General features: G+C 51.3%; 20 protein-coding genes. 18 read left to right on the forward strand and 2 right to left on the reverse strand.

What is annotated here, in order from left to right; translation table 11 throughout:
• Window positions 1–9: 9 nt before the first annotated feature.
• The 7 genes from infB to rpsO all read left to right on the forward strand — a co-directional run bounded on the left by infB (window position 10) and on the right by rpsO (window position 8,105).
• Window positions 10–2,790, forward strand: coding sequence for a translation initiation factor IF-2 (gene infB, locus HJV72_RS00600; protein ID WP_208067847.1), 2,781 nt, complete (start codon window positions 10–12; stop codon window positions 2,788–2,790).
• Window positions 2,791–2,824: 34 nt separating this feature from the next.
• Window positions 2,825–3,205, forward strand: coding sequence for a 30S ribosome-binding factor RbfA (gene rbfA, locus HJV72_RS00605; RefSeq protein WP_132275097.1), 381 nt, complete (start codon window positions 2,825–2,827; stop codon window positions 3,203–3,205).
• Window positions 3,195–4,136: a DHH family phosphoesterase gene (locus HJV72_RS00610; RefSeq protein ID WP_208067849.1), complete on the forward strand. Its 942-nt coding sequence runs from the start codon at window positions 3,195–3,197 to the stop codon at window positions 4,134–4,136. The genes rbfA and HJV72_RS00610 overlap by 11 nt, the downstream gene beginning before the upstream one ends.
• Window positions 4,137–4,166: 30 nt before the next feature.
• A complete protein-coding gene (gene truB / locus HJV72_RS00615) occupies window positions 4,167–5,084 on the forward strand; it encodes a tRNA pseudouridine(55) synthase TruB (RefSeq protein ID WP_208067851.1) in 918 nt (305 codons plus the stop codon).
• 10 nt (window positions 5,085–5,094) lie between these two features.
• Entirely contained in the window at window positions 5,095–6,027 is a 933-nt protein-coding gene (locus tag HJV72_RS00620; protein ID WP_208067853.1) for a bifunctional riboflavin kinase/FAD synthetase, read from the forward strand.
• Between the two features lie 17 nt (window positions 6,028–6,044).
• A complete protein-coding gene (locus tag HJV72_RS00625; RefSeq protein ID WP_208067855.1) occupies window positions 6,045–7,694 on the forward strand; it encodes a Na/Pi cotransporter family protein in 1,650 nt (549 codons plus the stop codon).
• A gap of 144 nt (window positions 7,695–7,838) precedes the next feature.
• Window positions 7,839–8,105 (forward strand): 30S ribosomal protein S15, encoded by a 267-nt coding sequence (rpsO, locus tag HJV72_RS00630; RefSeq protein WP_006444064.1) that lies wholly within the window; start codon window positions 7,839–7,841, stop codon window positions 8,103–8,105.
• 73 nt (window positions 8,106–8,178) lie between these two features.
• Here the strand turns inward: rpsO and HJV72_RS00635 are convergent, their stop codons facing one another.
• Together HJV72_RS00635 and HJV72_RS00640 are read right to left on the reverse strand one after the other, a co-directional pair.
• Entirely contained in the window at window positions 8,179–8,838 is a 660-nt protein-coding gene (locus tag HJV72_RS00635) for a phosphatase PAP2 family protein (protein WP_208067857.1), read from the reverse strand.
• Window positions 8,839–8,972: 134 nt separating this feature from the next.
• Window positions 8,973–9,590, reverse strand: a complete 618-nt coding sequence (locus tag HJV72_RS00640) for a helix-turn-helix domain-containing protein (RefSeq protein ID WP_208067859.1) — start codon at window positions 9,588–9,590, stop codon at window positions 8,973–8,975.
• A 183-nt stretch (window positions 9,591–9,773) separates the two neighbouring features.
• On the opposite strand from HJV72_RS00640, the gene HJV72_RS00645 reads away from it, so the two are divergent.
• The 11 genes from HJV72_RS00645 to phnX all read left to right on the forward strand — a co-directional run bounded on the left by HJV72_RS00645 (window position 9,774) and on the right by phnX (window position 24,451).
• A complete protein-coding gene (locus tag HJV72_RS00645) occupies window positions 9,774–10,247 on the forward strand; it encodes a complex I 24 kDa subunit family protein (protein ID WP_208067861.1) in 474 nt (157 codons plus the stop codon).
• Window positions 10,248–10,249: 2 nt separating this feature from the next.
• A complete protein-coding gene (gene nuoF, locus HJV72_RS00650; RefSeq protein ID WP_208067863.1) occupies window positions 10,250–12,136 on the forward strand; it encodes an NADH-quinone oxidoreductase subunit NuoF in 1,887 nt (628 codons plus the stop codon).
• Window positions 12,137–12,148: 12 nt separating this feature from the next.
• A complete protein-coding gene (locus tag HJV72_RS00655) occupies window positions 12,149–13,831 on the forward strand; it encodes a [FeFe] hydrogenase, group A (RefSeq protein ID WP_208067864.1) in 1,683 nt (560 codons plus the stop codon).
• 266 nt (window positions 13,832–14,097) lie between these two features.
• Entirely contained in the window at window positions 14,098–16,185 is a 2,088-nt protein-coding gene (locus tag HJV72_RS00660; RefSeq protein ID WP_208067865.1) for a polyribonucleotide nucleotidyltransferase, read from the forward strand.
• A gap of 107 nt (window positions 16,186–16,292) precedes the next feature.
• Window positions 16,293–17,192 carry a ketopantoate reductase family protein gene (locus HJV72_RS00665; protein WP_208067866.1) on the forward strand — a complete coding sequence of 300 codons (900 nt, stop codon included), beginning with the start codon at window positions 16,293–16,295 and terminating at the stop codon, window positions 17,190–17,192.
• A gap of 36 nt (window positions 17,193–17,228) precedes the next feature.
• The gene (locus HJV72_RS00670; RefSeq protein WP_208067867.1) at window positions 17,229–18,224 is read left to right on the forward strand and encodes a glycosyltransferase; all 996 of its coding nucleotides are present in this window, start codon (window positions 17,229–17,231) and stop codon (window positions 18,222–18,224) included.
• Between the two features lie 902 nt (window positions 18,225–19,126).
• Entirely contained in the window at window positions 19,127–19,903 is a 777-nt protein-coding gene (locus HJV72_RS00675; protein ID WP_208067868.1) for an ABC transporter ATP-binding protein, read from the forward strand.
• A gap of 3 nt (window positions 19,904–19,906) precedes the next feature.
• Window positions 19,907–21,628, forward strand: coding sequence for an ABC transporter permease subunit (locus HJV72_RS00680; protein ID WP_208067869.1), 1,722 nt, complete (start codon window positions 19,907–19,909; stop codon window positions 21,626–21,628).
• Complete coding sequence (locus tag HJV72_RS00685; RefSeq protein ID WP_208067870.1) at window positions 21,546–22,541, forward strand: extracellular solute-binding protein; 996 nt, start codon at window positions 21,546–21,548, stop codon at window positions 22,539–22,541. The genes HJV72_RS00680 and HJV72_RS00685 overlap by 83 nt, the downstream gene beginning before the upstream one ends.
• A gap of 30 nt (window positions 22,542–22,571) precedes the next feature.
• Complete coding sequence (locus HJV72_RS00690; protein WP_208067871.1) at window positions 22,572–23,681, forward strand: 2-aminoethylphosphonate--pyruvate transaminase; 1,110 nt, start codon at window positions 22,572–22,574, stop codon at window positions 23,679–23,681.
• The gene (gene phnX / locus HJV72_RS00695; protein WP_208067874.1) at window positions 23,681–24,451 is read left to right on the forward strand and encodes a phosphonoacetaldehyde hydrolase; all 771 of its coding nucleotides are present in this window, start codon (window positions 23,681–23,683) and stop codon (window positions 24,449–24,451) included. Before HJV72_RS00690 ends, phnX begins: the two co-directional genes overlap by 1 nt.
• Window positions 24,452–24,474: the final 23 nt, after the last annotated feature.

Here is a 24,474-nt window from a genome sequence, read left to right on the forward strand (position 1 = left end):
GTAGTTAGTATGTCAAAAATCAAAGTGTATGAATTAGCAAAGGAACTTGATGTCCACAGTAAGGATATCATCGAGTTCCTGGGCAAGAAAAATATAGAAGTTAAGAGCCATATGAGCACGCTGGAGGATACAGACGCGGATATGGTGAAAAAGGGTATGGGCAAGGCGGAGCCGCAGGAGAAAGAGGCAGCCGCGCCGAAAAAGAAAAACATCGTGCATGTGTTCCGTCCGCAGAACACGCAGAATGCCGCCAGACATGGAAACCGGCAGGGCGGAAGACAAGGGCAGCAAGGACAACAGCCCCAGGGAAGGCCGATGCAGGTGAACAATGGACGTCCGGCGAAGCAGCAAGGTGCACGTCCGGCACAGGGACAGGACAGACCCCAGGGTGCACGTCCGGTACAGAGCCAGGACAGACCACAGGGCGCACGTCCGGTACAGAGCCAGGACAGACCACAGGGCACACGTCCGACACAGGGGCAAGACAGGCCGCAGAACGCGCGTCCGCCACAGTCTCACGACAGACCCCAGGGTTCCCGCCCGCAGCAGTCTCACGACAGGCCCCAGGGTTCCCGTCCGACACAGGGACAGGACAGACCGCAGGGCAGCCGTCCGTCACAGAATTACGACAGGCCCCAGGGTTCCCGCCCGTCACAGGGAACAGACAGGAATAACGGTCGTGGCGAACGCCAGGGCAGCAGACCACAGAATGGCCGTCCGCAAAATGGAAGGCCGCAGGGCAGCAGAACAGGACGCCCTCAGGGTGGTGACAGGCCGGCTTATCAAAATGACAGGAACCAGAGCAGAAGACCGGGTGAGAGATACGACCGTCCTGGCGATAAGAAGAACACATCCAGTCCTTCTCCGGCACTGGAAGGACAGAAGCCGCAGCGCAGCAAGGGCAAGGGAAAAGACGATTATAAGAAGAAAGACTACCGCCGTAACGAGGACGACAGAAATAAAGGCAAGAAGCAGAAGACCGATATCAAGAAAGATATCCAGAAGCCACAGCAGAAAGTAGTGAAGGTGGAGGAAGAAATCAAGGCAATCATTATTCCGGAAGTTCTTACGATCAAAGAGCTGGCTGATAAGATGAAGATTGTTCCTTCCGTCATCGTGAAAAAGCTGTTCCTCCAGGGAAAGATAGTCACGGTGAATCAGGAAATCGATTACGCTACTGCGGAAGAGATTGCGCTGGAGTTTGATGTACTCTGTGAAAAAGAAGAGCAGATTGATGTAATCGAAGAGCTTCTGAAAGAGGAAGACGAAGATGAGAAGAAGATGAAGAAACGTCCGCCGGTCGTATGTGTCATGGGCCATGTCGACCATGGCAAGACGTCCCTTCTGGACGCCATAAGGCATACCAATGTAATAGACCGTGAGGCAGGAGGAATCACGCAGCATATCGGGGCTTATGTCGTAGAGGTTAACGGAGAACGTATCACGTTCCTTGACACGCCGGGACATGAGGCATTTACGGCTATGCGTATGCGTGGCGCCAGCTCTACAGATATCGCGATTCTCGTGGTCGCGGCTGATGACGGTGTGATGCCGCAGACAGTGGAGGCCATCAACCATGCCAAGGCTGCCGGCATCGAGATCGTGGTGGCGGTCAACAAGATAGATAAGCCGAGTGCTAACATAGACAGGGTAAAACAGGAACTGGCTGAATATGAGCTGATTCCGGAGGACTGGGGCGGAAGCACGGTATTCGTGCCGGTATCTGCGAAGTCAGGTGAAGGAATTGCGGAGCTGATGGAGATGATCATCCTCACGGCAGAAGTCATGGAGCTGAAAGCGAATGCGAACAGACGTGCCAGAGGGCTCATCATCGAGGCGGAACTCGACAAAGGCAAAGGTCCGGTGGCAACAGTACTCGTACAGAAGGGAACGCTTCATGTAGGAGACTCTATCGCAGCCGGCTGTGCCTATGGAAAAGTGCGTGCCATGATGGATGACAAGGGCAGACGTGTCAAAGAGGCAGGCCCGTCCGTGCCGGTAGAAATTCTCGGCCTGAATGATGTGCCGAATGCCGGAGAAGTATTCGTAGGCTGCGCGAATGATAAAGAAGCAAGAAGCTTTGCGGAGACATTCATCTCACAGGGCAAGGTGAAGCTGCTTGACGAGACAAAGGCAAAGCTGTCGCTGGATGATCTGTTCACGCAGATTAAGGAAGGCAACTTGAAGGAACTTGGCATCGTGGTTAAGGCGGACGTCCAGGGATCCGTGGAAGCGTTGAAGCAAAGCCTTCTGAAGCTTTCGAATGATGAAGTGGTTGTAAAGATAATCCATGGCGGCGTAGGTGCGATCAATGAATCTGACGTAAGCCTTGCGTCCGCGTCAAATGCAATCATCATCGGGTTTAACGTACGTCCGGACGCGACAGCCAAAGAGACGGCAGAACGGGAAGGTGTAGACCTGAGGCTCTACCGTGTCATTTACAATGCGATAGAAGATGTAGAGGCGGCGATGAAGGGGCTGCTGGATCCGGTATTCGAAGAAAAGGTGCTCGGCCATGCCGAAGTCCGACAGACGTTCAAGGCATCCGGAGTCGGAACAATAGCCGGTTCTTATGTTCTGGACGGTACGTTCGAACGCGACTGTTCCGTAAGAATCACAAGAGACGGAATCGTCATCTTTGACGGGCCTCTTGCATCTCTGAAACGTTTTAAAGACGATGTGAAAGAAGTAAGAGCAGGATATGAATGCGGATTTGTATTCCAGAATTTCAATGATATCAAAGAAGGGGATCTGGTAGAATCCTTCAAGATGGTTGAAATACCGAGATAATGCGTGGGACTGCTCTGGAAAAGAGGAGTAAATAATGAAAAAAAGAAGTATCAAGAATACAAGGGTTAATACAGAAGTACAGAGGGAACTGAGCAGTATCATAAGGGGCGGCATCAAAGATCCAAGAGTGGCGCCCTGGACCTCTGTGGTAGCGGCTGAAGTCGCTCCTGACCTGAAGACGTGCAAGGCATATATCAGCGTCCTTGGAGATGAAGAGGCTCAGAAGGAGACGATAAAAGGGCTGCAGAGCGCAGAGGGATATATACGCAGGGAACTGGCGAGGACTCTCAACATGCGCAATACTCCTGAGATAAGATTTATCCTTGACCAGTCGATAGAGTATGGAGTAAACATGTCGAAGAAGATTGATGAAGTGACAAAAACAACAGTAAAGGATGAGACAGATGCTGAATAAGTTATTGGCTCAGGCAGATTCTATCGCAATCGGCGGTCACGTACGGCCTGACGGAGATTGTGTAGGCTCCTGTATGGGGCTTTACCAGTATATCCGGGAAATATATGTGGATAAAGAGGTGGATGTATATCTGGAGGACATCCCTGATGTACACAAGTTTATAGAGGCGACAAAGGATATCCGGCATGAGATTGTGGACAAAAAGGTATATGACCTTTTCATCTGCCTCGACTGCGGGGATGAGGACAGGCTTGGCTTTTCACTGCCTTTGTTCCAATCCGCCAAAAGGACGTTCTGCGTAGACCATCATGTGAGCAACCGTGAATTTGCAGATGTAAATTATATATACCCCGATGCCAGCTCCACATCAGAGCTGATATATAATCTTATCGACAAAGACAGGATATCTAAGCAGGTAGCGGAGGCGCTCTACCTTGGCATCGTGCATGATACGGGAGTGTTCCAGTATTCCTGCGCATCGCCGGCCACCTTCGAGGCTGCCGCGGATCTTCTGAGGAAAGGGATCGACGGCCCGAAGATTATTGAAGATACGTTTTATGAAAAGACGTATGCCCAGAACCAGGTGCTTGGCCGTGCGCTTCTTGAGAGCATCCTGCTCTTAGAAGGCCGGTGTATCGCGTCATATATTACAAAACAGCAGATGGAGTTCTATGGCGTGGATGCCAAAGACCTGGACGGCATCGTGAGTCAGCTGAGGGTTACGAAAGGGGTAGAGACGGCTCTGTTCATGTATGAGCTGGAGCCGAATGTCTGCAAGGTCAGCCTCCGCTCCAAAGACACGGTCGATGTGAGCAGAATTGCCCAGTATTTTGGAGGGGGCGGCCATAAGAAGGCAGCCGGCTTCAGCATGGCAGGTACACCCCATGACGTGATGAACAACGTGATAAGACAGATTGCGCTGCAACTGTAGAGGCACAGCAATGGAGGGGTCAGTAAATATATGATACACGGAGTAATCAATGTGTATAAGGAGAAAGGCTTCACTTCACACGACGTAGTAGCCAGACTAAGAGGAATCCTGAAACAAAAGAAGATAGGACATACAGGAACGCTTGATCCGGATGCGGAGGGCGTTCTTCCCGTGTGCCTTGGCAAGGCAACCCGCCTCTGCGATATGCTCACGGATAATGACAAGACATATGAAGCGGTGCTGCTGCTTGGGATGGAAACAGACACACAGGATACTTCCGGCGATATCGTAAGGAAACGGAGTACGTCACATCTGACAGAGGAAGCGGTACAGGAGGCTGTTCTTAGATTTACCGGTGAATATGCACAGATACCACCTATGTATTCAGCAGTGAAAATAGGTGGAAGGAAGCTGTACGAACTGGCAAGAGAAGGGAAGGTTGTAGAACGGAAGGCGAGGAAGGTCCGTATCCATCATATCAGCATTCTTGATATGCAGCTACCGAGGGTAAAGATGGAGATACGCTGTTCAAAAGGAACGTACATCCGTACCCTCTGCCATGATATCGGGCAGAGCCTTGGCTGCGGAGGCTGTATGGAACAGCTGACCCGTACGCAGGTGGGACGTTTCCAGATAGATGGCAGCATCCGCCTGTCCGAAGTGGAGAAGATGAAGGATGACGGAACACTTTCCGATGCCATCGTGCCGGTGGACGAGATGTTTTCAGATTACAGGAAGGTCGTGGCCGATCAGGAACAGGAACCTCTTGCATACAATGGAAATGCATTTCCGGGCAGACAGGCATCAAAGAAGGCAGATTGTTTTGAGGACGGCGAGAATGTCAGGGTCTATGACAGGGAGGGACATTTTATTGGCGTCTATGAATACCGGATGGCAGAAGATAAGTTCAAAGTAAAAAAGATGTTTTTTGACAGAAACAGTAGATAGAGGAAAAGCTATGCAGTATATAAAAGGTCTGGAAGCATATCATGCGGACGGCCGCAGTGCGGTGACGCTTGGAAAGTTCGACGGGCTGCACCTGGGGCATAAGAAGCTGATAGATATGGTGAAAGAATATGGAAGACAGGACGATATAAAAAGCATCGTATGTGCCTTCGACATGAGTGTTTTATATAAGAAGAAGGGAATCGGACTGGAAGTCCTGATGACAAAGGACGAGAGAAGAAGCCGCCTGGATGGAGAAGTAGACGTTCTGGTAGACTGCCCGTTTACAGAAGCGTTCAGCCAGATGGAGGCGGAGGCATTCATTGAAAAGGTAATCCAGAAGAGATTCCGCGCCGCTTATGTGGTCGTGGGAACGGATTTTCACTTCGGACACAAAAAGCGCGGGGATATCCACATGCTCCAGGCATATGCCCGGAAATACGATTATGAGCTCATCGTCGTTGAGAAGGAACGGCGGGAAGGACATGTCATAAGCAGCACGTATATAAGACAGCTGTTAAAAAAGGGGAATATGCCGATTGCACGGGAACTGCTCGGATATCCTTACGGACTGCAGGGTGTTGTAGAACATGGCAGGAAGCTTGGACGGACACTGGGATTTCCTACGTTCAATGTCGCTCCCGCTGTAGGAAAGGCCATGCCGCCAAACGGCGTATATCTGAACCGGGTACAGGTGGACGGAACCTGGTACGAGGGCATAGCCAATATCGGCATTAAGCCGACCGTCTCTGATGAGAACCGTATGCTCGTAGAAAGCTATCTCTTTGACTATTCCGGTGATGCGTACGGCAAAGAAGTGAAGATCGAACTGCTTGAGTTCTGCAGGCCGGAGCAGAAATTTGCAGATGTGGAAGAGATGAAGGAATGCGTGGTCCGGGATATTGCCTTTGGAAGAAGGTATTTTGGGATAACGGCCGTGGATTAGTTTAGAGGAGAATACAAATGAGTATAACAACGTTTTTCTTACTGCTTGGGGGGCTTGGACTGTTCCTCTTCGGAATGAAGCTCATGAGCGAGGGTCTTGAGAAAGCAGCGGGAGCTAAGATGAGAGGAATCCTGGAATTCTTTACGAAGAACAGGCTTGTCGGGATGCTGGTCGGCATTCTGTTTACGGCAGTCGTACAATCGTCCAGCGCGACGACGGTCATGGTAGTAAGCTTCGTCAATTCGGGACTTATGAACCTGCTTCAGGCTTCAGGAGTCATCCTTGGCGCCAACATCGGTACGACGGTCACAGGACAGCTGATTGCCTTCAACCTGTCCGACATCGCTCCGCTGTTTGTCATCATCGGCGTCATCATGGTGATGTTCTGCAAGAAGCTGAATATAAAGCGGGCAGGAGAAGTGATACTGGGATTTGGTATCCTTTTTATGGGGCTGAGCATCATGGGAGATGCCATGTCTTCCCTGCGGGAATCCCCTCACATCGTAGAACTGTTGAAATCGCTCAGGAACCCGTTCGCTGCGATTCTGACAGGCTTTGTCATCACGGCGATCCTGCAGAGCTCTTCGGCCACGGTAGGTATCGTCATCCTGATGGCATCCCAGGGGCTGCTGGCTTTTGCCATCTGTCCGTTCCTCATTCTCGGATGCAACATCGGTTCCTGCGTATCTGCTCTCATAGCCAGCCTTGGAGGGAAGAAAGATGCCAAGCGTGCCGCCATGATACATTTCCTGTTCAATGTCGTCGGCTCGGCTTTCATACTTATCGTTCTGCTCATCGGCATCACGCCGATTACAGATGGGCTGCTTAAGCTCTCTGGAGGGAACGCGGCCCGCGCCGTAGCCAATGCCCATACTTTAATCAAGATATGTGAAGTGATCCTTCTGTTCCCGTTCATGAACTGGATTGTAAAAGCTACATATAAGATCGTGCCGGGGAAAGACGTGTCGTCGGAGGATGGATTTGAACTACAGTTTATCGGAGAAGGGTCTATCGTGTCACCGGCGACTGCCGTCGTTGACGGGATACGTGAAATAGAGCATATGGGCAAGATTGCAATCGCCAATCTCAAGACAGGTATGGACGCCCTCTGTTCCCTGAACGAGGAAGAAATCAATACGGTATATGGCAGGGAAAAATATATTGATTTCCTGAACAAGAAGATTACGGATTATCTCGTGCGCGTCAATGAGATAGAACTGCCCCTTGCAGATGCCAAGCTCATCGGGGGCCTGTTCCATGTGGTGAACGATATCGAACGCATCGGGGACCATGCAGAGAATTTCGTCGATTCCGCAAGGATGCGTATCGCCGACGGAGTGGAATTCAGCGATAAGGCGAAAAAGCAGCTCCACGACATGACTGCCATGGTCGTAGAGATTCTGGAATATTCGCTGGATATGTTTACGAACCGCAACCAGGAGCACATGCAGGAGATACTGGATCTGGAAGATGAGATTGACGACAGGGAGAAGAAGCTGCAACGCTCCCACGTAAAGCGGCTGACGAAGAATAAATGTACGCCGGAGGCGGGCATGATATTTTCTGATACGATATCCGGGCTGGAACGTGTGGCGGACCATGCCACCAATATCGCGTTTGCGATCCTGGAGCCAGAAGATAATGAGGAGGATGACGAAGAAGATTAAAGCCATGTGAGAAAATACGGCTTTACTTCCATGTCTCTCTATGGTATACTACATGGGTATGAACAGCCGGTGTTCGGTAATTGGATGACTCCAGCCATTGCTTAATGCCAGGCGGTGCAATATAGAATATAGGAGGAAGAACAAATGGTTTCTAAAGAGCAGAAAGAACAGATTATTGCCGAATATGGCAGAGGTGAGGGAGACACAGGCTCTCCGGAAGTACAGATTGCCATCCTGACGGCAAGAATCAATGATCTTACAGATCATTTTAAAGCAAATCCTAAGGACCACCATTCAAGAAGAGGGCTTCTTAAGATGGTAGGGCAGAGAAGAGGTCTGCTTGCTTACTTGAAGAACAAAGATATCACAAGATACCGTTCTTTGATTGAGAGACTTGGATTGAGAAAATAACCGGGTTTCGATGAAGTGCTGTTTACAGGGCGCTCTCCGTGAGGAGGGCGCCTTTATTTGATTCTTATTCGCCTCAGGAGCTGACAGATTCCAGCACGGAGATATACAGCATGACGAGAGCAGAAGAGAGCAGAAGGCCGCCCACGATATCTGTAAGCCAGTGGACGCCGGATAAGAGCCGTCCGACTACCGTCACCACGATAATGAGGACACTCCATATATCCAGCAGGATGAGCAGCAGCCTTTTTCCACACAACAGATGCCGGTACTGCACCATCGCCGTCGCCATGATGCAGACGGCTGCCATCGTATGGGAGGACGGGTAAGACGGCTCCAGATTTTGAGACAGAATGACAGGCCTGTAATTGACAACTACTAACTCGAACAATATATAGATAGCGATGACCAGAATGTAAAATACGCCGAGAAGCAAAAGCCCTGGGTCTACCTTTTTGATGCTTCTTCTTTTGACGAGCTGGTACAGACCAAGGAACGAAAATCCAAGAGCAGCAGCGATTACGGCGACACCGAGCCAGTCGGTGATGTCGTACCAGAGCATATTGATACCTGTAAGCTCTGACACATATAGGTTGACGGTGGCGAAGCCCACACGGGTGTGCTGCGGGCCCACTGGCCTGACATCCACTACTCTCACAAGGACGGTAAAGATTGCGAACGTCAGTAAGAGGATGGATGCCATGGTAAGATGAATTTTTGTCTTTTTTCTTTTCATGATAGACTTGTCTCCTTTGCATGCTTTTGTAGTATTACAGCTGCCGAGCGGCTGTATCTTCATTATGGACACACATGCCGTGACGGACAAGAAACGGGCCGTCACATCAAAGAAGGGCCCCGACACGTTCCGTGTCAGGGCTTTTCCGGCACCTGTCTTACCAACAGGAAGACCTTTGAAGCAAAGAAGAAAAACAAGAGTACCGTCACGTAGGGTTCCCTAGCCGCAGCAAAAAGGCAGACGGCCAGTCCGCCCAACACGGCAGAACATCGGCATACGATACCGGCTGCGGCCTCTTTCTCCAGGCGGGTGAGCAGAAGCTCAGCGCTCCCCAGTATGATAAAGGCCAGAAATACGGACCAGTATATCAGGAGATTATACTTCGTCTGACCAGTGTAAGACATCAGGTCCACTGCGTAGATATGGGAACCACGTGGCTGTCCATACAACGGCAGAACGATAAAGGCCACTGCTGCGGCGTCAATGATTCCAAAGAGATACCGGTACATTTTTCGGAAGCCGGAACGGTTTTCCGACTCGGCAATCGTTATGAGCTCATCACTCGATAGAAGTTCATCGATAGAGACGGAAAAGACCCGGGAAATACATTTCAGAGATTCGATATTCGGCCAGCCTTTCCCGCTTTCCCATTTTGACACTGCCGTCCTTGACACATACAGCTTTATTGCAAGCTGTTCCTGTGTCATATTATTCTGTTTTCTGAGCTGCTGCAGCTTTTCGTTAAATTCCATTCGCGACCTCCATAGACTTGCCTGACAGATATTCAGATTTACTTCATCTATTATGCCTGTCCGGGCAGAGAATATCAACTGCATATTTTGTTAAATAAATAACAAAATTCTATTGCAATTTATACAATTATTCAATATAATAAGCTCAGATTGATAAAAAATTAACCAATAGAGGAGGATGACATGTTAGAACAACATTATTATGACAAGGCGGATGAAGTGATTGCCTCACACGGCTCAGGCCATGCGTCGCTCATTCCTATTATCCAGGATATACAGAGCGAATACCGTTATCTGCCTCCGGAACTTTTGAGCTATGTGGCGGATAAGCTCGGCATTACAGAGGCGAAAGCCTACAGCGTGGCGACATTCTACGAGAATTTCTCATTCGAGCCAAAGGGAAAATATGTCATTAAAGTATGTGACGGGACGGCCTGTCACGTCAGAAAATCTATCCCGATTCTTGAGCGGCTCTACAGTGAGCTTGGGCTGTCCAAAGAGAAAGTGACAACGGACGACATGCTGTTTACGCTGGAGACCGTATCCTGTCTTGGAGCCTGTGGGCTGGCGCCGGTGCTGACGGTAAATGACAAGGTATATCCGGCCATGACGCCGGATGCGGCTGCGGAATTGATTCATGAATTGAGAGGAGCGTAAAGATGCAGAAGATAGAAAATGTAGAGAAGCTGCAACAAGTCAGGGAGACTGCGAAGACGGCCATCGCACAGAGCAAGTGCAGGATACTGATTTGTGCAGGTACCGGATGCCTGGCCGGCGGTTCCGGTGAAATATATGACAAGATGTGCAGCCTTGCGCGGGAATGCCCGGACGTGGAGGTCGAGTTCGGACCTGAGATAGCCCATGGAGAGAACGGCATAGGCATCAAAAAGAGCGGCTGCCACGGATTCTGCGAGATGGGTCCGCTCATGCGGATCGAGCCGATGGGGATACTGTATACGAAAGTGTCTGTGGACGACTGCGAAGCGATTTTTGAAAGGACCATAAGGAACGGTGATGTCATCCGGCATCTGCTCTATAAACAAGACGGCATAGAGTACCAGCGGCAGGAAGAGATACCGTTCTATAAGAGGCAGACAAGGCTCGTCCTGGAACACTGCGGACATATCGACGCGGAGCACATCGAAGAATACATAGCACACGGAGGATACGAGGCGCTCGGCAAGGTCCTCTTCGACATGAGGCCGGAAGAAGTGGTGCAGGAGATACTTGACTCTAACTTAAGAGGGAGGGGAGGCGGCGGCTTCCAGACCGGATATAAGTGGAGCCAGGTGGCCAGACAGAAGGAGAAGACGAGGTATGTCGTCTGTAACGGCGATGAGGGGGATCCTGGCGCGTTCATGGACAGAAGCATCATGGAAGGCGACCCGCACAAGATGATAGAGGGTATGATGATTGCGGCATACGCGGTAGGCGCACAGGAAGGATATATCTATGTGCGGGCGGAGTACCCGCTTGCGATCAGCCGACTGAAGCTTGCCATCAGGCAGGCAGAAGAGCGGGGGCTGCTCGGGGAAGACATCCTTGGCTCCGGCTTCTCTTTCCGGCTCCATATCAACCGGGGTGCGGGTGCATTCGTGTGCGGCGAGGGAAGCGCCCTTACGGCCTCAATCGAGGGCAGCCGGGGCATGCCGAGGGTAAAGCCTCCCCGCACGGTGGAACAGGGGCTGTTTGCCAAGCCGACCGTACTGAACAATGTGGAGACCTTTGCCAATGTACCTATGATCATAAGCAGAGGGGCGGACTGGTACAAGACGATCGGACCAAAGAACAGTCCAGGAACGAAGGCATTTGCCCTGACAGGAAGCGTAAAGAATACGGGCCTTATCGAAGTACCGATGGGAACGACGCTGCGTGAGGTCATCTTTGATATCGGTGGCGGCATCAAAGGTGACGGGGGCTTCAAGGCAGTGCAGATAGGCGGTCCTTCCGGCGGCTGTCTGATTACGCAGCATCTTGATGTCAATCTGGATTTTGACTCGCTGAAGAAGATGGGAGCCATGATAGGTTCCGGAGGCCTTGTCGTCATGGATGATCACACATGCATGGTAGAGGTCGCACGCTTCTTCATGAACTTTACCCAGAACGAAAGCTGCGGCAAATGCGTACCGTGCCGGGAGGGCACGAAGCGGATGCTGGAAATACTGGAACGCATCGTACAGGGCAACGGCAGGGAAGAGGATCTGGATACCCTTGACGAGCTTGCCAGGACCATTACCGAGACGGCGCTCTGTGGACTTGGGAAGAGCGCGGCGCTGCCGGTCATGAGCACGCTTAAGCTGTTCCGCGAGGAATACATGGAGCATGTGGCGGAAAAAAAGTGCGTATCCCATACATGTACGGCTCTGCGTAGATTTGTCATCAGCCCACAGCGGTGCAAGGGATGTTCCAAATGCGCCAGAAACTGTCCGGTTGGGGCCATCAGCGGCAAGATCAAAGAGCCGTATATCATCGACGATTCGAGATGTATCAAGTGCGGCGCATGCGAGAGTGCGTGTGCGTTCGGTGCAATCCATATAGAAGCATAGGAGGAAAGAGACATGAAATATATGACAATCAACAACCGGAAGGTGGCGTTCGATGATGAAAAGAATGTACTGTCTGTCATCCGGAAGTCCGGAATCGATCTTCCTACGTTCTGCTATCATTCGGAACTGTCGACCTACGGCGCGTGCAGGATGTGCGTGGTGGAAGATGACAGAGGGAAGGTGTTCGCCTCCTGCTCCGAGACTCCGAGGGAGGGGATGGTGATATACACGAACACCCCAAGGCTCCAGCATCACCGGAAGATGATTCTGGAACTGCTGCTTGCATCCCACTGCAGAGACTGTACGACATGCCGCAAGAACGGCGTCTGTACGCTGCAGAAGCTGGCGCAGCAGCTCGGCGTAAGCTATGTCAGATTTGAGAACAACAAGCCACAGCTTCCGCTGGATGAAAGTTCGGACTGCATCGTACGTGACCCGAACAAATGCATCCTCTGCGGCGACTGTGTCCGTACATGTGATGAGATACAGGGACTTGGCGTATTGGACTTCGCGTTCCGGGGAGCCAGGATGCAGGTGATGCCGGCCTTCAATAAGGACTTGGCGAAAACGGATTGCGTAGGCTGCGGACAGTGCAGGGCCGTCTGCCCGACCGGCGCTATCACGATCAAGCAGAACATACGACCGGTGTGGGAGGCGGTTGCCGATAAGGATACCCGTGTCATCGTGCAGATAGCACCTGCCGTCCGCGTTGCGGTCGGTGACAAATTCGGCATACCGAAGGGAGAGAACTCGCTTGGTAAACTGGCGGCGGCGCTTCGGCGTATGGGATTTGACGAGATATACGACACGAACTTCGGGGCCGACCTAACCGTGATGGAAGAGTCTGAGGAATTGCTGGAGCGTCTCGAGTCAGGCGATAACCTGCCTCTGTTCACTTCCTGCTGTCCGGGATGGGTGAAGTTCTGCGAGAACAAGTATCCCGGCCTGCGGGAGCATATATCGACGTGCCGCTCTCCGCAGCAGATGTTTGGTGCCGTGCTGAAAGAAGAAGCACGCATGGACAAAGAGGAGAAGAGGAAGACCGTCGTCGTATCCATCATGCCTTGTACGGCAAAGAAGGCTGAGATACGGCGCCCGGAACATAGCACGGACGGAGAGCAGGATGTGGACTATGTCCTTACGACGACAGAAGTGACGCGTATGATAAAAGAGGCGGGAATCGACCTTGCCCAGATGCCATCCGAGGCGCTGGATATGCCATTTGGGCTGTCCTCGGGCGCGGGCGCTATCTTCGGTGTGACCGGCGGCGTGACGGAGGCCGTCCTGCGCAGGCTCGTCGGAAGCAGCAGGCAGGAGGATCTTGAAGATATCAGCTTTACCGGAGTGCGGGGGATAGAGGGCATCAAAGAGGCAACGGTGGCACTCGGAGAGCGGGAAGTGAAGATTGCGGTCGTAAACGGGCTCAAGTGTGCCGACGAGGTGATGGGCAAGATTCAGTCCGGCGAATTATATTATGACTTCGTGGAAGTCATGGCATGCAGGCGCGGCTGTATCACCGGCGGAGGACAGCCGGTGCCGATAGGGGCGCGGACGAAGAAGGCAAGGCTGGAAGCGCTGTATAAGATAGACACGGTGGCACAGATCAAGCTGTCCAACGAAAACCCTATCATTCAGACGCTCTACAGCGGGCTGCTGAAAGGGAAAGAGCATAAGCTGCTCCACAACGAAAGATAAGAAGTGCAAGATTGACGGGCAGGGCGCCGGAGACCGGAGGCCCTGCCTTGCTTCACGAATAAAGAATAAAGTTGGATAAAGTTGATTTGCGGAAAAGAGAAAAAGCGGTAGCGTAATTACAGCAAGTGTGATATAATATCATAGATTGTGGACAGGATTGACAGATCCGAGACCACTGAAAAGTATATTTTTGACTGAAAGTATGTTTTTCAGTAGTTTCGGCGTCTCCTGTCACACAGAAATGTTTGAGACAGAAGGAGAACGATATGTATAAGAAATTTGAGATGGAACTGGCCGGAAGGACACTCCGCGTTGATGTGGACAGGGTTGCGAAGCAGGCCAACGGGGCAGTGTTCATGCACTACGGAGACACGACGGTACTCTGTACGGCAACGGCTTCTGAGAAGCCGAGGGAGGGGATTGACTTCTTCCCGTTAAGCGTAGAATACAATGAGAGATTATATTCCGTAGGAAAGATTCCTGGAGGATTTAACAAGAGAGAGGGAAAAGCTTCTGAAAATGCGGTGCTTACCTGCCGTGTCATCGACAGGCCGATGCGTCCGTTATTTCCGAAGGATTACCGTAATGACGTGACGCTTGAGAACCTTGTCATGTCAGTGGATCAGGACTGCAGCCCGGAGCTGACTGCCATGATCGGTGCGGCGATCGCTACGACGATTTCGGATATTCCGTTTGACGGGCCGATATCTACGACACAGGTAGGACTTGTGGAAGGCGAGCTCGTATTCAACCCGACCGCTGCCCAGAAAGAGGCTTCCGACATGGCGCTCACCGTGGCGTCCACGAAAGATAAGGTAATCATGATCGAAGCCGGTGCCAATGAAGTCCCGGAAGACAAGATGATTGAAGCCATCTTTGCGGCACATGAGCTGAACCAGAAAGTAATCGCTTTTATAGACACCATCGTAGCTGAGTGCGGAAAGCCGAAGCATACGTATGAAAGCTGCGCGGTTCCGGAAGAGCTGTTCGATGCGATAAAGGAACTTGTTCCGCCGCAGGAGATGGAAGAGGCAGTATTTACAGATGACAAGCAGACACGTGAGGAAAATATCCGTGTCATTACAGATAAGTTAGAAGCGGCATTTGCAGACAAGGAAGAGTGGCTGGAAGTGCTCGGTGAAGCAGTATACCAGTATCAGAAGAAGACGGTCCGCAAGATGATTTTAAAAGACCACAAGCGTCCCGACGGCAGGGCCATCGATGAGATAAGGCCGCTGGCGGCAGAGACCGACCTGATTCCGAGAGTGCATGGCTCTGCCATGTTCACACGCGGACAGACGCAGATCTGCACGGTCACGACGCTGGCACCGCTGGCGGAAGCGCAGAGGCTGGACGGGCTGGATGAGGCAGAGACATCCAAGAGATATATGCATCATTATAATTTCCCGTCTTACTCCGTCGGAGAGACAAGACCGTCAAGGGGACCCGGACGCCGTGAAATCGGCCATGGGGCGCTGGCAGAGAGAGCACTCATACCTGTGCTGCCGAGCGAGACAGAATTCCCATACGCAATCCGTACAGTATCGGAGACGTTTGAATCGAACGGTTCCACGTCCCAGGCAAGCATCTGTGCATCTTCGATGTCCCTCATGGCTGCAGGCGTCCCGATCAAGGCTGCAGTTGCAGGCATCTCAGCAGGCCTTGTGACAGGGGATACGGATGATGACTATCTCGTATTGACCGATATCCAGGGGCTGGAGGACTTTTTCGGCGACATGGACTTCAAGGTTGCGGGAACCCATAAGGGTATCACGGCCATCCAGATGGACATCAAGATTCATGGCCTTACAAGACCGATAATCGAAGAAGCTATCACGACGACGAAGAAAGCAAGAACATTTATTCTGGACGAAGTGATGAATAAGACGATTGCCGAACCAAGAGCAGAGGTCGGACCATATGCGCCAAAGATTATCCAGATGCAGATCGACCCGCAGAAGATAGGCGATGTAGTGGGCCAGCGCGGTAAGACAATCAATGCCATTATAGAGCAGACAGGCGTCAAGATTGACATTACGGATGACGGTGCAGTCTCTATCTGCGGCGTGGAGGCAGACAGCATGGCTGAGGCGAAGAGGCTCGTCGAAATCATCGTCACGGACTTTGAGGCAGGACAGATTCTCGAAGGAAAGGTAGTCAGCATCAAAGAGTTTGGCGCATTCCTCGAATTTGCTCCGGGCAAAGAGGGCATGGTTCATATTTCCAAGATTTCAAAAGAGAGGATCAATCATGTAGAAGACGTACTGACACTTGGTGATATTGTCACGGTCGTGTGCCTTGGCAAGGACAAGATGGGACGTATCTCTTTCAGCATGAAAGATGTCGCAAAATAGATGCAGGAAGAACCACAGAATACAGGGAACTGTTTCTGTGGTTTTCTTTATACAAAGGGCCTGCTTGCCATAAGCAGATATCATAATCCAGAAGGAGGATGTGCAATATGAAAGTATATATCGTAGGGATGGGCGCCCTCGGCGTCATGTATGCAGACTATATTAAGGAACACGGCGGTGACGTGTCATTCGTCATGAACGAGGAGCGGCTTTTAAGATACCAGGATAAGCCGGTTGTCTGTAACGGCAGGGAACAGGTGTTTTCTATGGTGAATGAGGAAAAGGCAGATGCGGCAGACCTTGTAATCGTGGCGGTCAAGTACAATGGCCTCAAGCCTGCCATACAGACGATGAAGAACTGTATCGGGAAGGATACGATTATCATGTCTGTCATGAACGGAATAAGCAGCGAGGATATCATAGCCGAAACATATGGAAGCGAAAAGCTGATCTATACCGTAGCCCAGGGCATGGATGCCATGAAAGCAGGAAACAGGCTCAAATATACGCAGATGGGCGAGCTGTGTATCGGGAGCAGGGAGAAGATACAAGAACACAATGTAGAGCAGGTGGCAGCTTATTTTGAAAGCATCGGTATGCCATATACGGCAGATAAAGACATCATGCACAGAATCTGGGGCAAGTTCATGCTGAATGTCGGTGTGAACCAGACCTGCATGGCATACGGTACGACATATGAAGGCGTGCTGAAGCCGGGGGAGGCCCACGACATGATGCTTCAGGCCATGCGGGAAGTGATATCTGCCGCGAATGCCGAGGGGATAGCGCTTGGAGAAGAGGACCTGGAGTTCTACGTCGGCCTTCTGAAGAAGCTGGATCCCGACGGCTATCCGTCGATGGCACAGGACAGAGTAGCAAGACGGCCGTCAGAAGTAGAGATGTTTGCAGGGACCGTCATCCCTGTGTGCGAGAGGCATGGCATACCGGCACCAGCCAACAGGACACTGTATGAGATGGTGAAGGCAATAGAAGAAGAGTACGCATAGGAATTAGGCCGCAGGCAGCGGCTGGAGGCGGATGATATGTACCAATACGAACAGAAGAGCAGGCCCACCGGTAAAAGCAGAAGGCTGGAGGTGCATGCGGGACAGGAACCTGTTATCCAGAGACATAAGTTTGATGCAGTATACGATCTTGTGTGGGGGAGGCGCGCGCATTCCAGTGATATTCCAAAGATCATACACAGGTTCTGGGCCGGCGGAGCGATGAGCCGGCAATCCTTTGAGAACATCATGGGAATGCAGGAAAGAATCAATGCCCAGAACCAGTCGGACAGGCGGAAACTCTGGAAGGAAAAATGGAAACAAATTCTCTGGACCGTGAGGGACATCAATCAGTTGAGGGCAGACGGGCTGGAGGGACAGCTGGAACGACTGAGAGCAAGTGGAGTCAGGGTCATGGACGCAGGCGAACTGCTGCCGGGCATGACAAAGATAACCGATATGGCTGGACCTGGATACATGGCAAGAGTTGCAGGCAGCATGGAAGATTTGCATAAGGAGCATCCCGAGTTCATAGATTTGAAGTTTCTGTCGGATACGGTGCGCCTTATGGCAGTCAGCTTATATGGCGGCATATATATGGATACGGATATCGGCGCCGGTTCGGTGGACCTGTCAGAACCTCTGTACCACCGCGACAGTGACGGTACGATACCGCTGGCAGGAGTGCAGGTGCAGAGCAGCCAGGCATATGAGCGGCAGAAAAGGGATGGCCGGTTTGGACCTATGCCCCCGGAACTGGCCAGATCTGGTATCACCCAGGAGGACTGGAACCTGTTCCAGAGTACGCTCATAGGTTTCAAGAAGCCTGTGTTTAACTACTTTTTCGCAAGCCGTCCCCAGAATCCCAGGATAGTAGCGGCGGCATGCCGAATGCTGGCAGATCCGCTGGAAAGCGGCATGAATGTCATGGATACTTTATTTACCGATGATGACAGGCCCGAAGAATGGATGGTGCAGTGGCTGCTGGACCTGCAGTGGGCTACTTCGGCCAGCGATATGCAGGAAGGGACATAAAAGATTACGAGTCTTTTATATACGAGGAATGCTATGAAGCCAGACCGCGGACAGGGAGCCGGGTGGCATCTGCTCCGATGCGTCCGAGGCTCTGACTATTTCACGTATCCCTAACCTTGCGGAATGTGCGCCGATAGCGGCTTACATCCCGCAGGATAAGGGATACGGAAAGGATTCTCCGCCTCTTCCGCTTGCACCTGCGCATCTCCCACCCGGCTCCCCGCCCGCCATCTACTTCACTAACAAGGGCGAGGACGGCTGTGTGGCGTTACTGGCCAGCGGATGACCGCTGGTTGCGTGAGATGAGTGATAAGAGTTTTGCTAGTCCAGACGAATCAGGCTGGAGAATATGTTCGTTGTCAAGCAATTGCAGTGAGGCGTGCGCGCCGTTGCTGCAAGAAGAGCCGGAATCAGGCACGGGGATGTTATCTCATATAACATCCCCGTACCTGATACCGGCTCTTCTTATATTAGGATTTCTTTTCGTCAAAGGGCTTTAGCCTGCTAAGCCCTATATCACTATGCTTACATAGCAAAGCCCTACCGTTAGCCGACAGCGCCACACAGCCGCCCTCGCCCGAGCCAGTAACGTAGATAGCCGCTGGGGAGGTAGGGGACAGATGCGAAGGTATAAGCGGAAGGGACGGAGAATCCTCACCAGATTTCTTGGCTTGTGGGGTGAGAGCCGCTGTCGGCGAACATTCCACAGGCTTAGGAATCTGTGTGATAGTTGCAGTTCCCGGACGCATCGCAGCATCTGTCCCATACCTCCCCTTCGGCGTCTTAGTTTACTAAACTCCCATTTTTACGTAAGTTTAACTTGGATCTCATCATATCAGTGAGGTTCATGCTGTAATGTTATCCATGTGCTAAGTGACATATGAAAGGAGTTAATAAAGGTAATGTTGAGATTAGAAAATATCAGCAAATCATTTGACGGCGTGCCGGTACTAAAAGATATCAGCCTGGATATCCAAAAGGGTGAAATCGTATCTATCCTCGGTCCGTCGGGCAGCGGAAAGACGACGCTTTTAAACCTGATACTTGGACTTACGGACGCGGACGGCGGCAAGATAGTGTATGACGGGGATGACCTTACAAAAACGCCGATGGAAGAGAGGGGCTTTAACATCGTATTTCAGGACTATGCACTGTTTCCGCATCTGACTGCGTACAAGAACATTACATATGGCCTGCGCAATAAGCCGGACATCTCGTCGAAGGAGGAAGTCGAGGAGCTTATCGACCTGCTCGGGCTGAGGGATCATCTGGAGAAACGCATAGACCAGCTCTCCGGAGGGCAGAAGCAAAGAGTGGCTCTTGCAAGGACGATGGTGATGAAGCCGAAGATACTGCTTCTGGACGAGCCGCTCAGCGCATTGGATGGAGTGATAAAAGAATCCATCAAAGACAGAATCAAGACGATTGCCAAAGAGTATAATCTGACGACCATTATCGTGACCCATGACCCGGAAGAAGCGCTGACCTTGTCGGACCGTGTGCTCATAGTCAATGAAGGGACGATCTCGCAGTATGGAAGGCCGGAAGAAATCATCAACCGTCCTGGCAACAGTTTTGTGAAGGAATTCATACTGAACCAGCTCGAAATCAAAAGAAATAATATATTCTCTCTGTTTGACGGCCCTCTCGTCTCTGAGCCGGCATGGCAGGCGGGGTAGGCCATGGTCAGGAAAAAGAATACAGAAGCCAGGATCATCTGGCTATTGGTTTGTATAATGTTTGCGGCGTTTCTTGCATTTCCGGCCATCCTGCTTCTTGTGGAATCGTTTCAGGGGGAAAGCGGGCTTTCCTTCCAGAACTATGTGGAAGTGTTCGGGACGAAAGGATTTGCCAGAGCGCTTCGCAACAGCTTTGCCATATCTGCCGCGGGATCGGTCATTACGACATGTCTGGCGTTCGTGCTGGCCTATACGGTAAATTATACGAACGTAAGCGGCACATATAAGAAAGGGGTGCGGACGCTGGCTGTGCTGCCCATGCTGCTGCCGACAATCACATATGGCTTTGCCATCATCTATTCCTTCGGTAAGCAGGGGCTGTTCACGAGGCTGCTCGGCGGCCAGATGTTCGACATATACGGCATAGCAGGGCTGCTTATCGGATATGTAATCTATACGCTGCCGGTAGCATTTATGCTCATCCACAATACGATGGGGTATATCGACAGGAAATTCATGGTCGTATCCCGTGTGATGGGAGACAATGCGCTGTCCACCTTCCTTGGCACGGTGGCGAGGCCTCTTGTCGGAACATTGGCCGTATCCTTTATACAATGCTTCTTCCTCTGCTTTACAGACTTTGGCATACCGGCGTCTGTAGGAGGGCGGTTCGAGGTGGTGGCAGGCGTGCTGTATAAAGAGATGCTCGGAAGCGTACCGAACTTCCAGAACGGAGCGGTCGTGGCGATGGTAATGCTGCTGCCGTCCATCGTAAGCATATGGATTATTCATTATCTGGAACGCTACAATATACGTTACAGCAAGATTACGGAGATTGAGATTAAGAAGAACAAAGTGAGGGACGCGGCGTGCGGCGCTGCTTCCTCTGCCGTCCTGCTTTTCATCGCCGCTGTGTTTGCAGTAATCTTCATCGTGCCATTTGTCAAAGGCTGGCCTTATGATATGAGCCTTACGTTTGACAATGTACGGTACGTGTTCGCGGACGACGCGCTGACGGCAGTGTACGGGAATTCCCTGTATGTAGCCGCGGCTACAGCAGTGCTCGGCACGCTGCTTGCATATGGCGCGGCGGTGGTGACGGCAAGAAGCACGATATCAGCCGGAGCAAAAGGCGTGATAGAGGGCATTGCCTCCGTGACGAACACGATACCGGGCATGGTGCTCGGCATAGCATTTATGCTGGCTTTTACCGGGAGCAGCCTGCAGAGTACATTTGCCATATTGATTATCTGCAACTTGATACATTTCTTTGCCACGCCTTACATGATGATGAAGAATTCCCTGGCCAAGATGAACCTGTCCTGGGAGAAGACGGCAAAGCTCATGGGAGACAGCTGGATCAAGACGCTTGCCAGGATTGTGACGCCAAATGCCTTGTCCACCCTGGTAGAAGTCTTCGGCTACTATTTTATCAATGCCATGGTGACGGTAAGTGCAGTAATCTTCCTTGCCGGCGCCAGGACGATGGTCATAACGACGAAGATTAAGGAACTGCAGCATTTTGCAAAGTTTAACGAGATATTCGTACTATCGCTGCTTATATTGTTTACCAATCTGGCAGCCAAGCTGATAATACGCCTGCTTGCAGGACAAAAATGGAAAATGAGAAGGAGAGTTAAACATGAAGAAGATAAGAAGAATATTGATCGTGGCACTGGCACTGGGGCTTTTGTCCGGTACAGCGCTCACGGGGTGCAGAAATAAGGCTGAGGCAGCAGACAACCAGGTCGTGCTGTATACAAACGCAGATGACGAAGCTGTAGATGCTATGAAGAATGCCCTCGATAAGAATGGCTATGACGGAAAATACATCGTGCAGACTTTCGGTACGTCTGAACTCGGCGGAAAGCTTCTGGCAGAGGGGAAAGACATAGAGGCGGACCTGATTACCATGAGCTCTTTCTACCTGGAAAGCGCACAGGAGGAACACGCGATGTTTGCAGATCTTACATTTGAGACAGGGGCAGTGGAGGATTACCCTGCCTATTATACACCGATTACGGCACAGGAAGGCGCGATTATCTACAATACCGAGGTCTTGAAAGAAAATGGCCTGCCGGTTCCAGCATCGATCAAAGACCTTGCCAATCCGGTCTACAAAGACATGATATCCGTGACAGACATCCAGAGTTCCTCTACTGCATGGCTGCTGATTCAGGCAATCGTCAGTGAATACGGCGAAGATGGGGCAAAGGATATTCTTACGGATATCTACGCCAATGCAGGAGCACATATCGAAGACTCCGGATCCGGTCCTATCAAGAAGGTTCGGGCTGGGGAAGTGGCAATCGGATTTGGCCTCAGACATCAGGCCGTGGCGGATAAAGAAGAGGGGCTTCCTATCGATTACGTGGATCCCTCAGAGGGCAACTTTACGCTTACGGAGTCGGCTGCTGTCGTAGAGAAAGACAACGACAAGAAAGATTTGGCGATGGAAATGGCAGAATGTATCATCCAAAATGGAAGGGAAGAGCTGCTTAAGACATACCCGATTCCACTATATGACGGGGAAGAGGCCGACGCTGCCAACAAATCAGGCAACCCAAAAGTATTTTCCGAGAAGCTGTCTGTAGACCTGCTGGAAAAGCATCAGGCACTTTCTGAGGAATGCAAATAGAAAAAGGATAGTAAAGAGAGGAACAAGAAAATGAAGGATTACAAACTTTTGACACCAGGTCCGCTCACAACGACGGAGTCGGTGAAAGAAGAAATGCTGTTTGACCATTGTACATGGGATGACGATTATAAAAAAATTACGCTAGAGATCAGAAAAGAGCTGCTGTCTCTGGCACATGTGGAGGATGAAGATTATACGGCTGTGCTTATGCAGGGGAGCGGCACGTTCGGGGTAGAGTCTGTCCTGACAAGCATCGTCGGTGAGGACGATAAGCTGCTCATCGTGGCCAACGGAGCTTACGGGGAGCGGATGACGGACATTGCTGGCCACAGCAGGTTATCTTACACGGTGTACCGCCAGCATTACGACAAGATCCCTTCGGCAAAGACCGTTCAGAGGATGCTTGAGGAAGACTCTGACATCACGCATGTTGCCATGGTCCACAGCGAGACGACATCGGGCATACTAAATGATATAGAAGCAGTGGCAAAAGTCGTAAAAGCAGCAGGGAAAACATTCATTGTCGATGCCATGTCAAGCTTTGGAGGCATAGATATGGATATAGAGGAGCAAGGGATAGATTTTCTCGTGAGCAGCGCCAACAAGTGCATCCAGGGCGTGCCGGGATTCTCCTTCGTCATCTGCAGGAAGGATAAGCTCATGGAGAGCCGGGGCAAGGCGAGGAGCCTGTCGCTTGACCTGTATGACCAGTGGTTGACGATGGATAAGGATGGGAAATGGCGCTTTACATCGCCGACCCATGTGGTGCTTGCATTCTCCAGGGCGCTAAAGGAGCTGGACGAGGAAGGGGGCATATCCGCGAGGGCAAAGCGCTATGCACACAACAACCGGCTTCTGATTGAAAAGATGAAGGAGTTCGGGGTGAAGCCTTACATAGATGACAAGCACCAGGGCCCTATAATCACTACCTTCTATTATCCGGACAGCAGCACCTTCTCCTTCCAGGAGATGTATGATTATATCAAAGAGAGAGGCTATGCCATCTATCCGGGCAAGGTGACAGAGGCCGATACGTTCCGCATCGGTAATATTGGTGAGATATATGAAGAAGACATCTTAAGGCTTACGGATATCTTCCGCCAGTTTTTTAAAGAACATGGATTGGAGGGCACAAACTGATGCAGAGGACTGAATTAGTGATATTTGACTGGGCCGGGACGACGGTCGACTACGGATGCTTTGCACCGGTGCAGGCGTTCGTGGAAGCATTCCGGACGTATGGGATAGAACCTACGATGGAAGAAGTGAGAAAGCCGATGGGAATGCTCAAGATAGACCATATCCGTACGATGCTTGAGATGCCGAGGATAGGCGGACTCTTCCAAGAAAGCCAGGGGCGGGGATGGAACGAAGAGGACGTTGAGGCTATCTACAAGAACATGGAACGCCGGACGCTGGAAATCCTGCCTCAATTTTCCGATATCAAACCATACGTTCCGGAGGTAGTGGGAGAGCTCAGGGCGCAAGGCATCAAGATCGGATCCACGACAGGCTATACCGACGAGATGATGGAAATCGTCGTCCCGGCGGCCAGATCAGGCGGTTATGCGCCTGATACGTGGGTGAGTCCCAATTCCGTCAACAATATGGGAAGGCCGTACCCATATATGATTTTCCGCAATATGGAGATGCTCAAGGCATCATCTGTATGCGGCGTCATCAAAGTAGGAGATACGGTGGCGGATATCAGAGAAGGGAAAAATGCAGGCGTAACGACGGTCGGCATCGTGGAAGGGAGCTCCATCATGGGACTCTCACGGAACGAGTACGAAGCGCTGGATGACGGCGAAAGACTTAAACGCTGCAGAAGAGCGGAAGCCATATATGAAGAGGCAGGAGCAGACTATGTCATAAAAGATATACGAGGGCTGCTCGATATCATCGCATAGGCGCATCGCATAGGGGTCAGACC

It is taken from the genome of Extibacter sp. GGCC_0201 (genome assembly GCF_017566055.1).
Lineage (GTDB): Bacteria > Bacillota > Clostridia > Lachnospirales > Lachnospiraceae > Extibacter.

Bases quoted from the DNA above. Each gene is read 5' to 3' on its own strand.
- HJV72_RS00660 (WP_208067865.1), top strand. From the start codon at position 14,098: ATGTATAAGAAATTTGAGATGGAACTGGCCGGAAGGACACTCCGCGTT.
- rpsO (WP_006444064.1), top strand. From the start codon at position 7,839: ATGGTTTCTAAAGAGCAGAAAGAACAGATTATTGCCGAATATGGCAGA.
- truB (WP_208067851.1), top strand. From the start codon at position 4,167: ATGATACACGGAGTAATCAATGTGTATAAGGAGAAAGGCTTCACTTCA.
- HJV72_RS00680 (WP_208067869.1), top strand. From the start codon at position 19,907: ATGGTCAGGAAAAAGAATACAGAAGCCAGGATCATCTGGCTATTGGTT.
- HJV72_RS00655 (WP_208067864.1), top strand. From the start codon at position 12,149: ATGAAATATATGACAATCAACAACCGGAAGGTGGCGTTCGATGATGAA.
- HJV72_RS00675 (WP_208067868.1), top strand. From the start codon at position 19,127: ATGTTGAGATTAGAAAATATCAGCAAATCATTTGACGGCGTGCCGGTA.
- nuoF (WP_208067863.1), top strand. From the start codon at position 10,250: ATGCAGAAGATAGAAAATGTAGAGAAGCTGCAACAAGTCAGGGAGACT.
- rbfA (WP_132275097.1), top strand. From the start codon at position 2,825: ATGAAAAAAAGAAGTATCAAGAATACAAGGGTTAATACAGAAGTACAG.
- infB (WP_208067847.1), top strand. From the start codon at position 10: ATGTCAAAAATCAAAGTGTATGAATTAGCAAAGGAACTTGATGTCCAC.
- HJV72_RS00610 (WP_208067849.1), top strand. From the start codon at position 3,195: ATGCTGAATAAGTTATTGGCTCAGGCAGATTCTATCGCAATCGGCGGT.
- HJV72_RS00670 (WP_208067867.1), top strand. From the start codon at position 17,229: ATGTACCAATACGAACAGAAGAGCAGGCCCACCGGTAAAAGCAGAAGG.
- HJV72_RS00690 (WP_208067871.1), top strand. From the start codon at position 22,572: ATGAAGGATTACAAACTTTTGACACCAGGTCCGCTCACAACGACGGAG.
- HJV72_RS00635 (WP_208067857.1), bottom strand. From the start codon at position 8,838: ATGAAAAGAAAAAAGACAAAAATTCATCTTACCATGGCATCCATCCTC.
- HJV72_RS00620 (WP_208067853.1), top strand. From the start codon at position 5,095: ATGCAGTATATAAAAGGTCTGGAAGCATATCATGCGGACGGCCGCAGT.
- HJV72_RS00685 (WP_208067870.1), top strand. From the start codon at position 21,546: ATGAAGAAGATAAGAAGAATATTGATCGTGGCACTGGCACTGGGGCTT.
- HJV72_RS00625 (WP_208067855.1), top strand. From the start codon at position 6,045: ATGAGTATAACAACGTTTTTCTTACTGCTTGGGGGGCTTGGACTGTTC.
- phnX (WP_208067874.1), top strand. From the start codon at position 23,681: ATGCAGAGGACTGAATTAGTGATATTTGACTGGGCCGGGACGACGGTC.
- HJV72_RS00645 (WP_208067861.1), top strand. From the start codon at position 9,774: ATGTTAGAACAACATTATTATGACAAGGCGGATGAAGTGATTGCCTCA.
- HJV72_RS00640 (WP_208067859.1), bottom strand. From the start codon at position 9,590: ATGGAATTTAACGAAAAGCTGCAGCAGCTCAGAAAACAGAATAATATG.
- HJV72_RS00665 (WP_208067866.1), top strand. From the start codon at position 16,293: ATGAAAGTATATATCGTAGGGATGGGCGCCCTCGGCGTCATGTATGCA.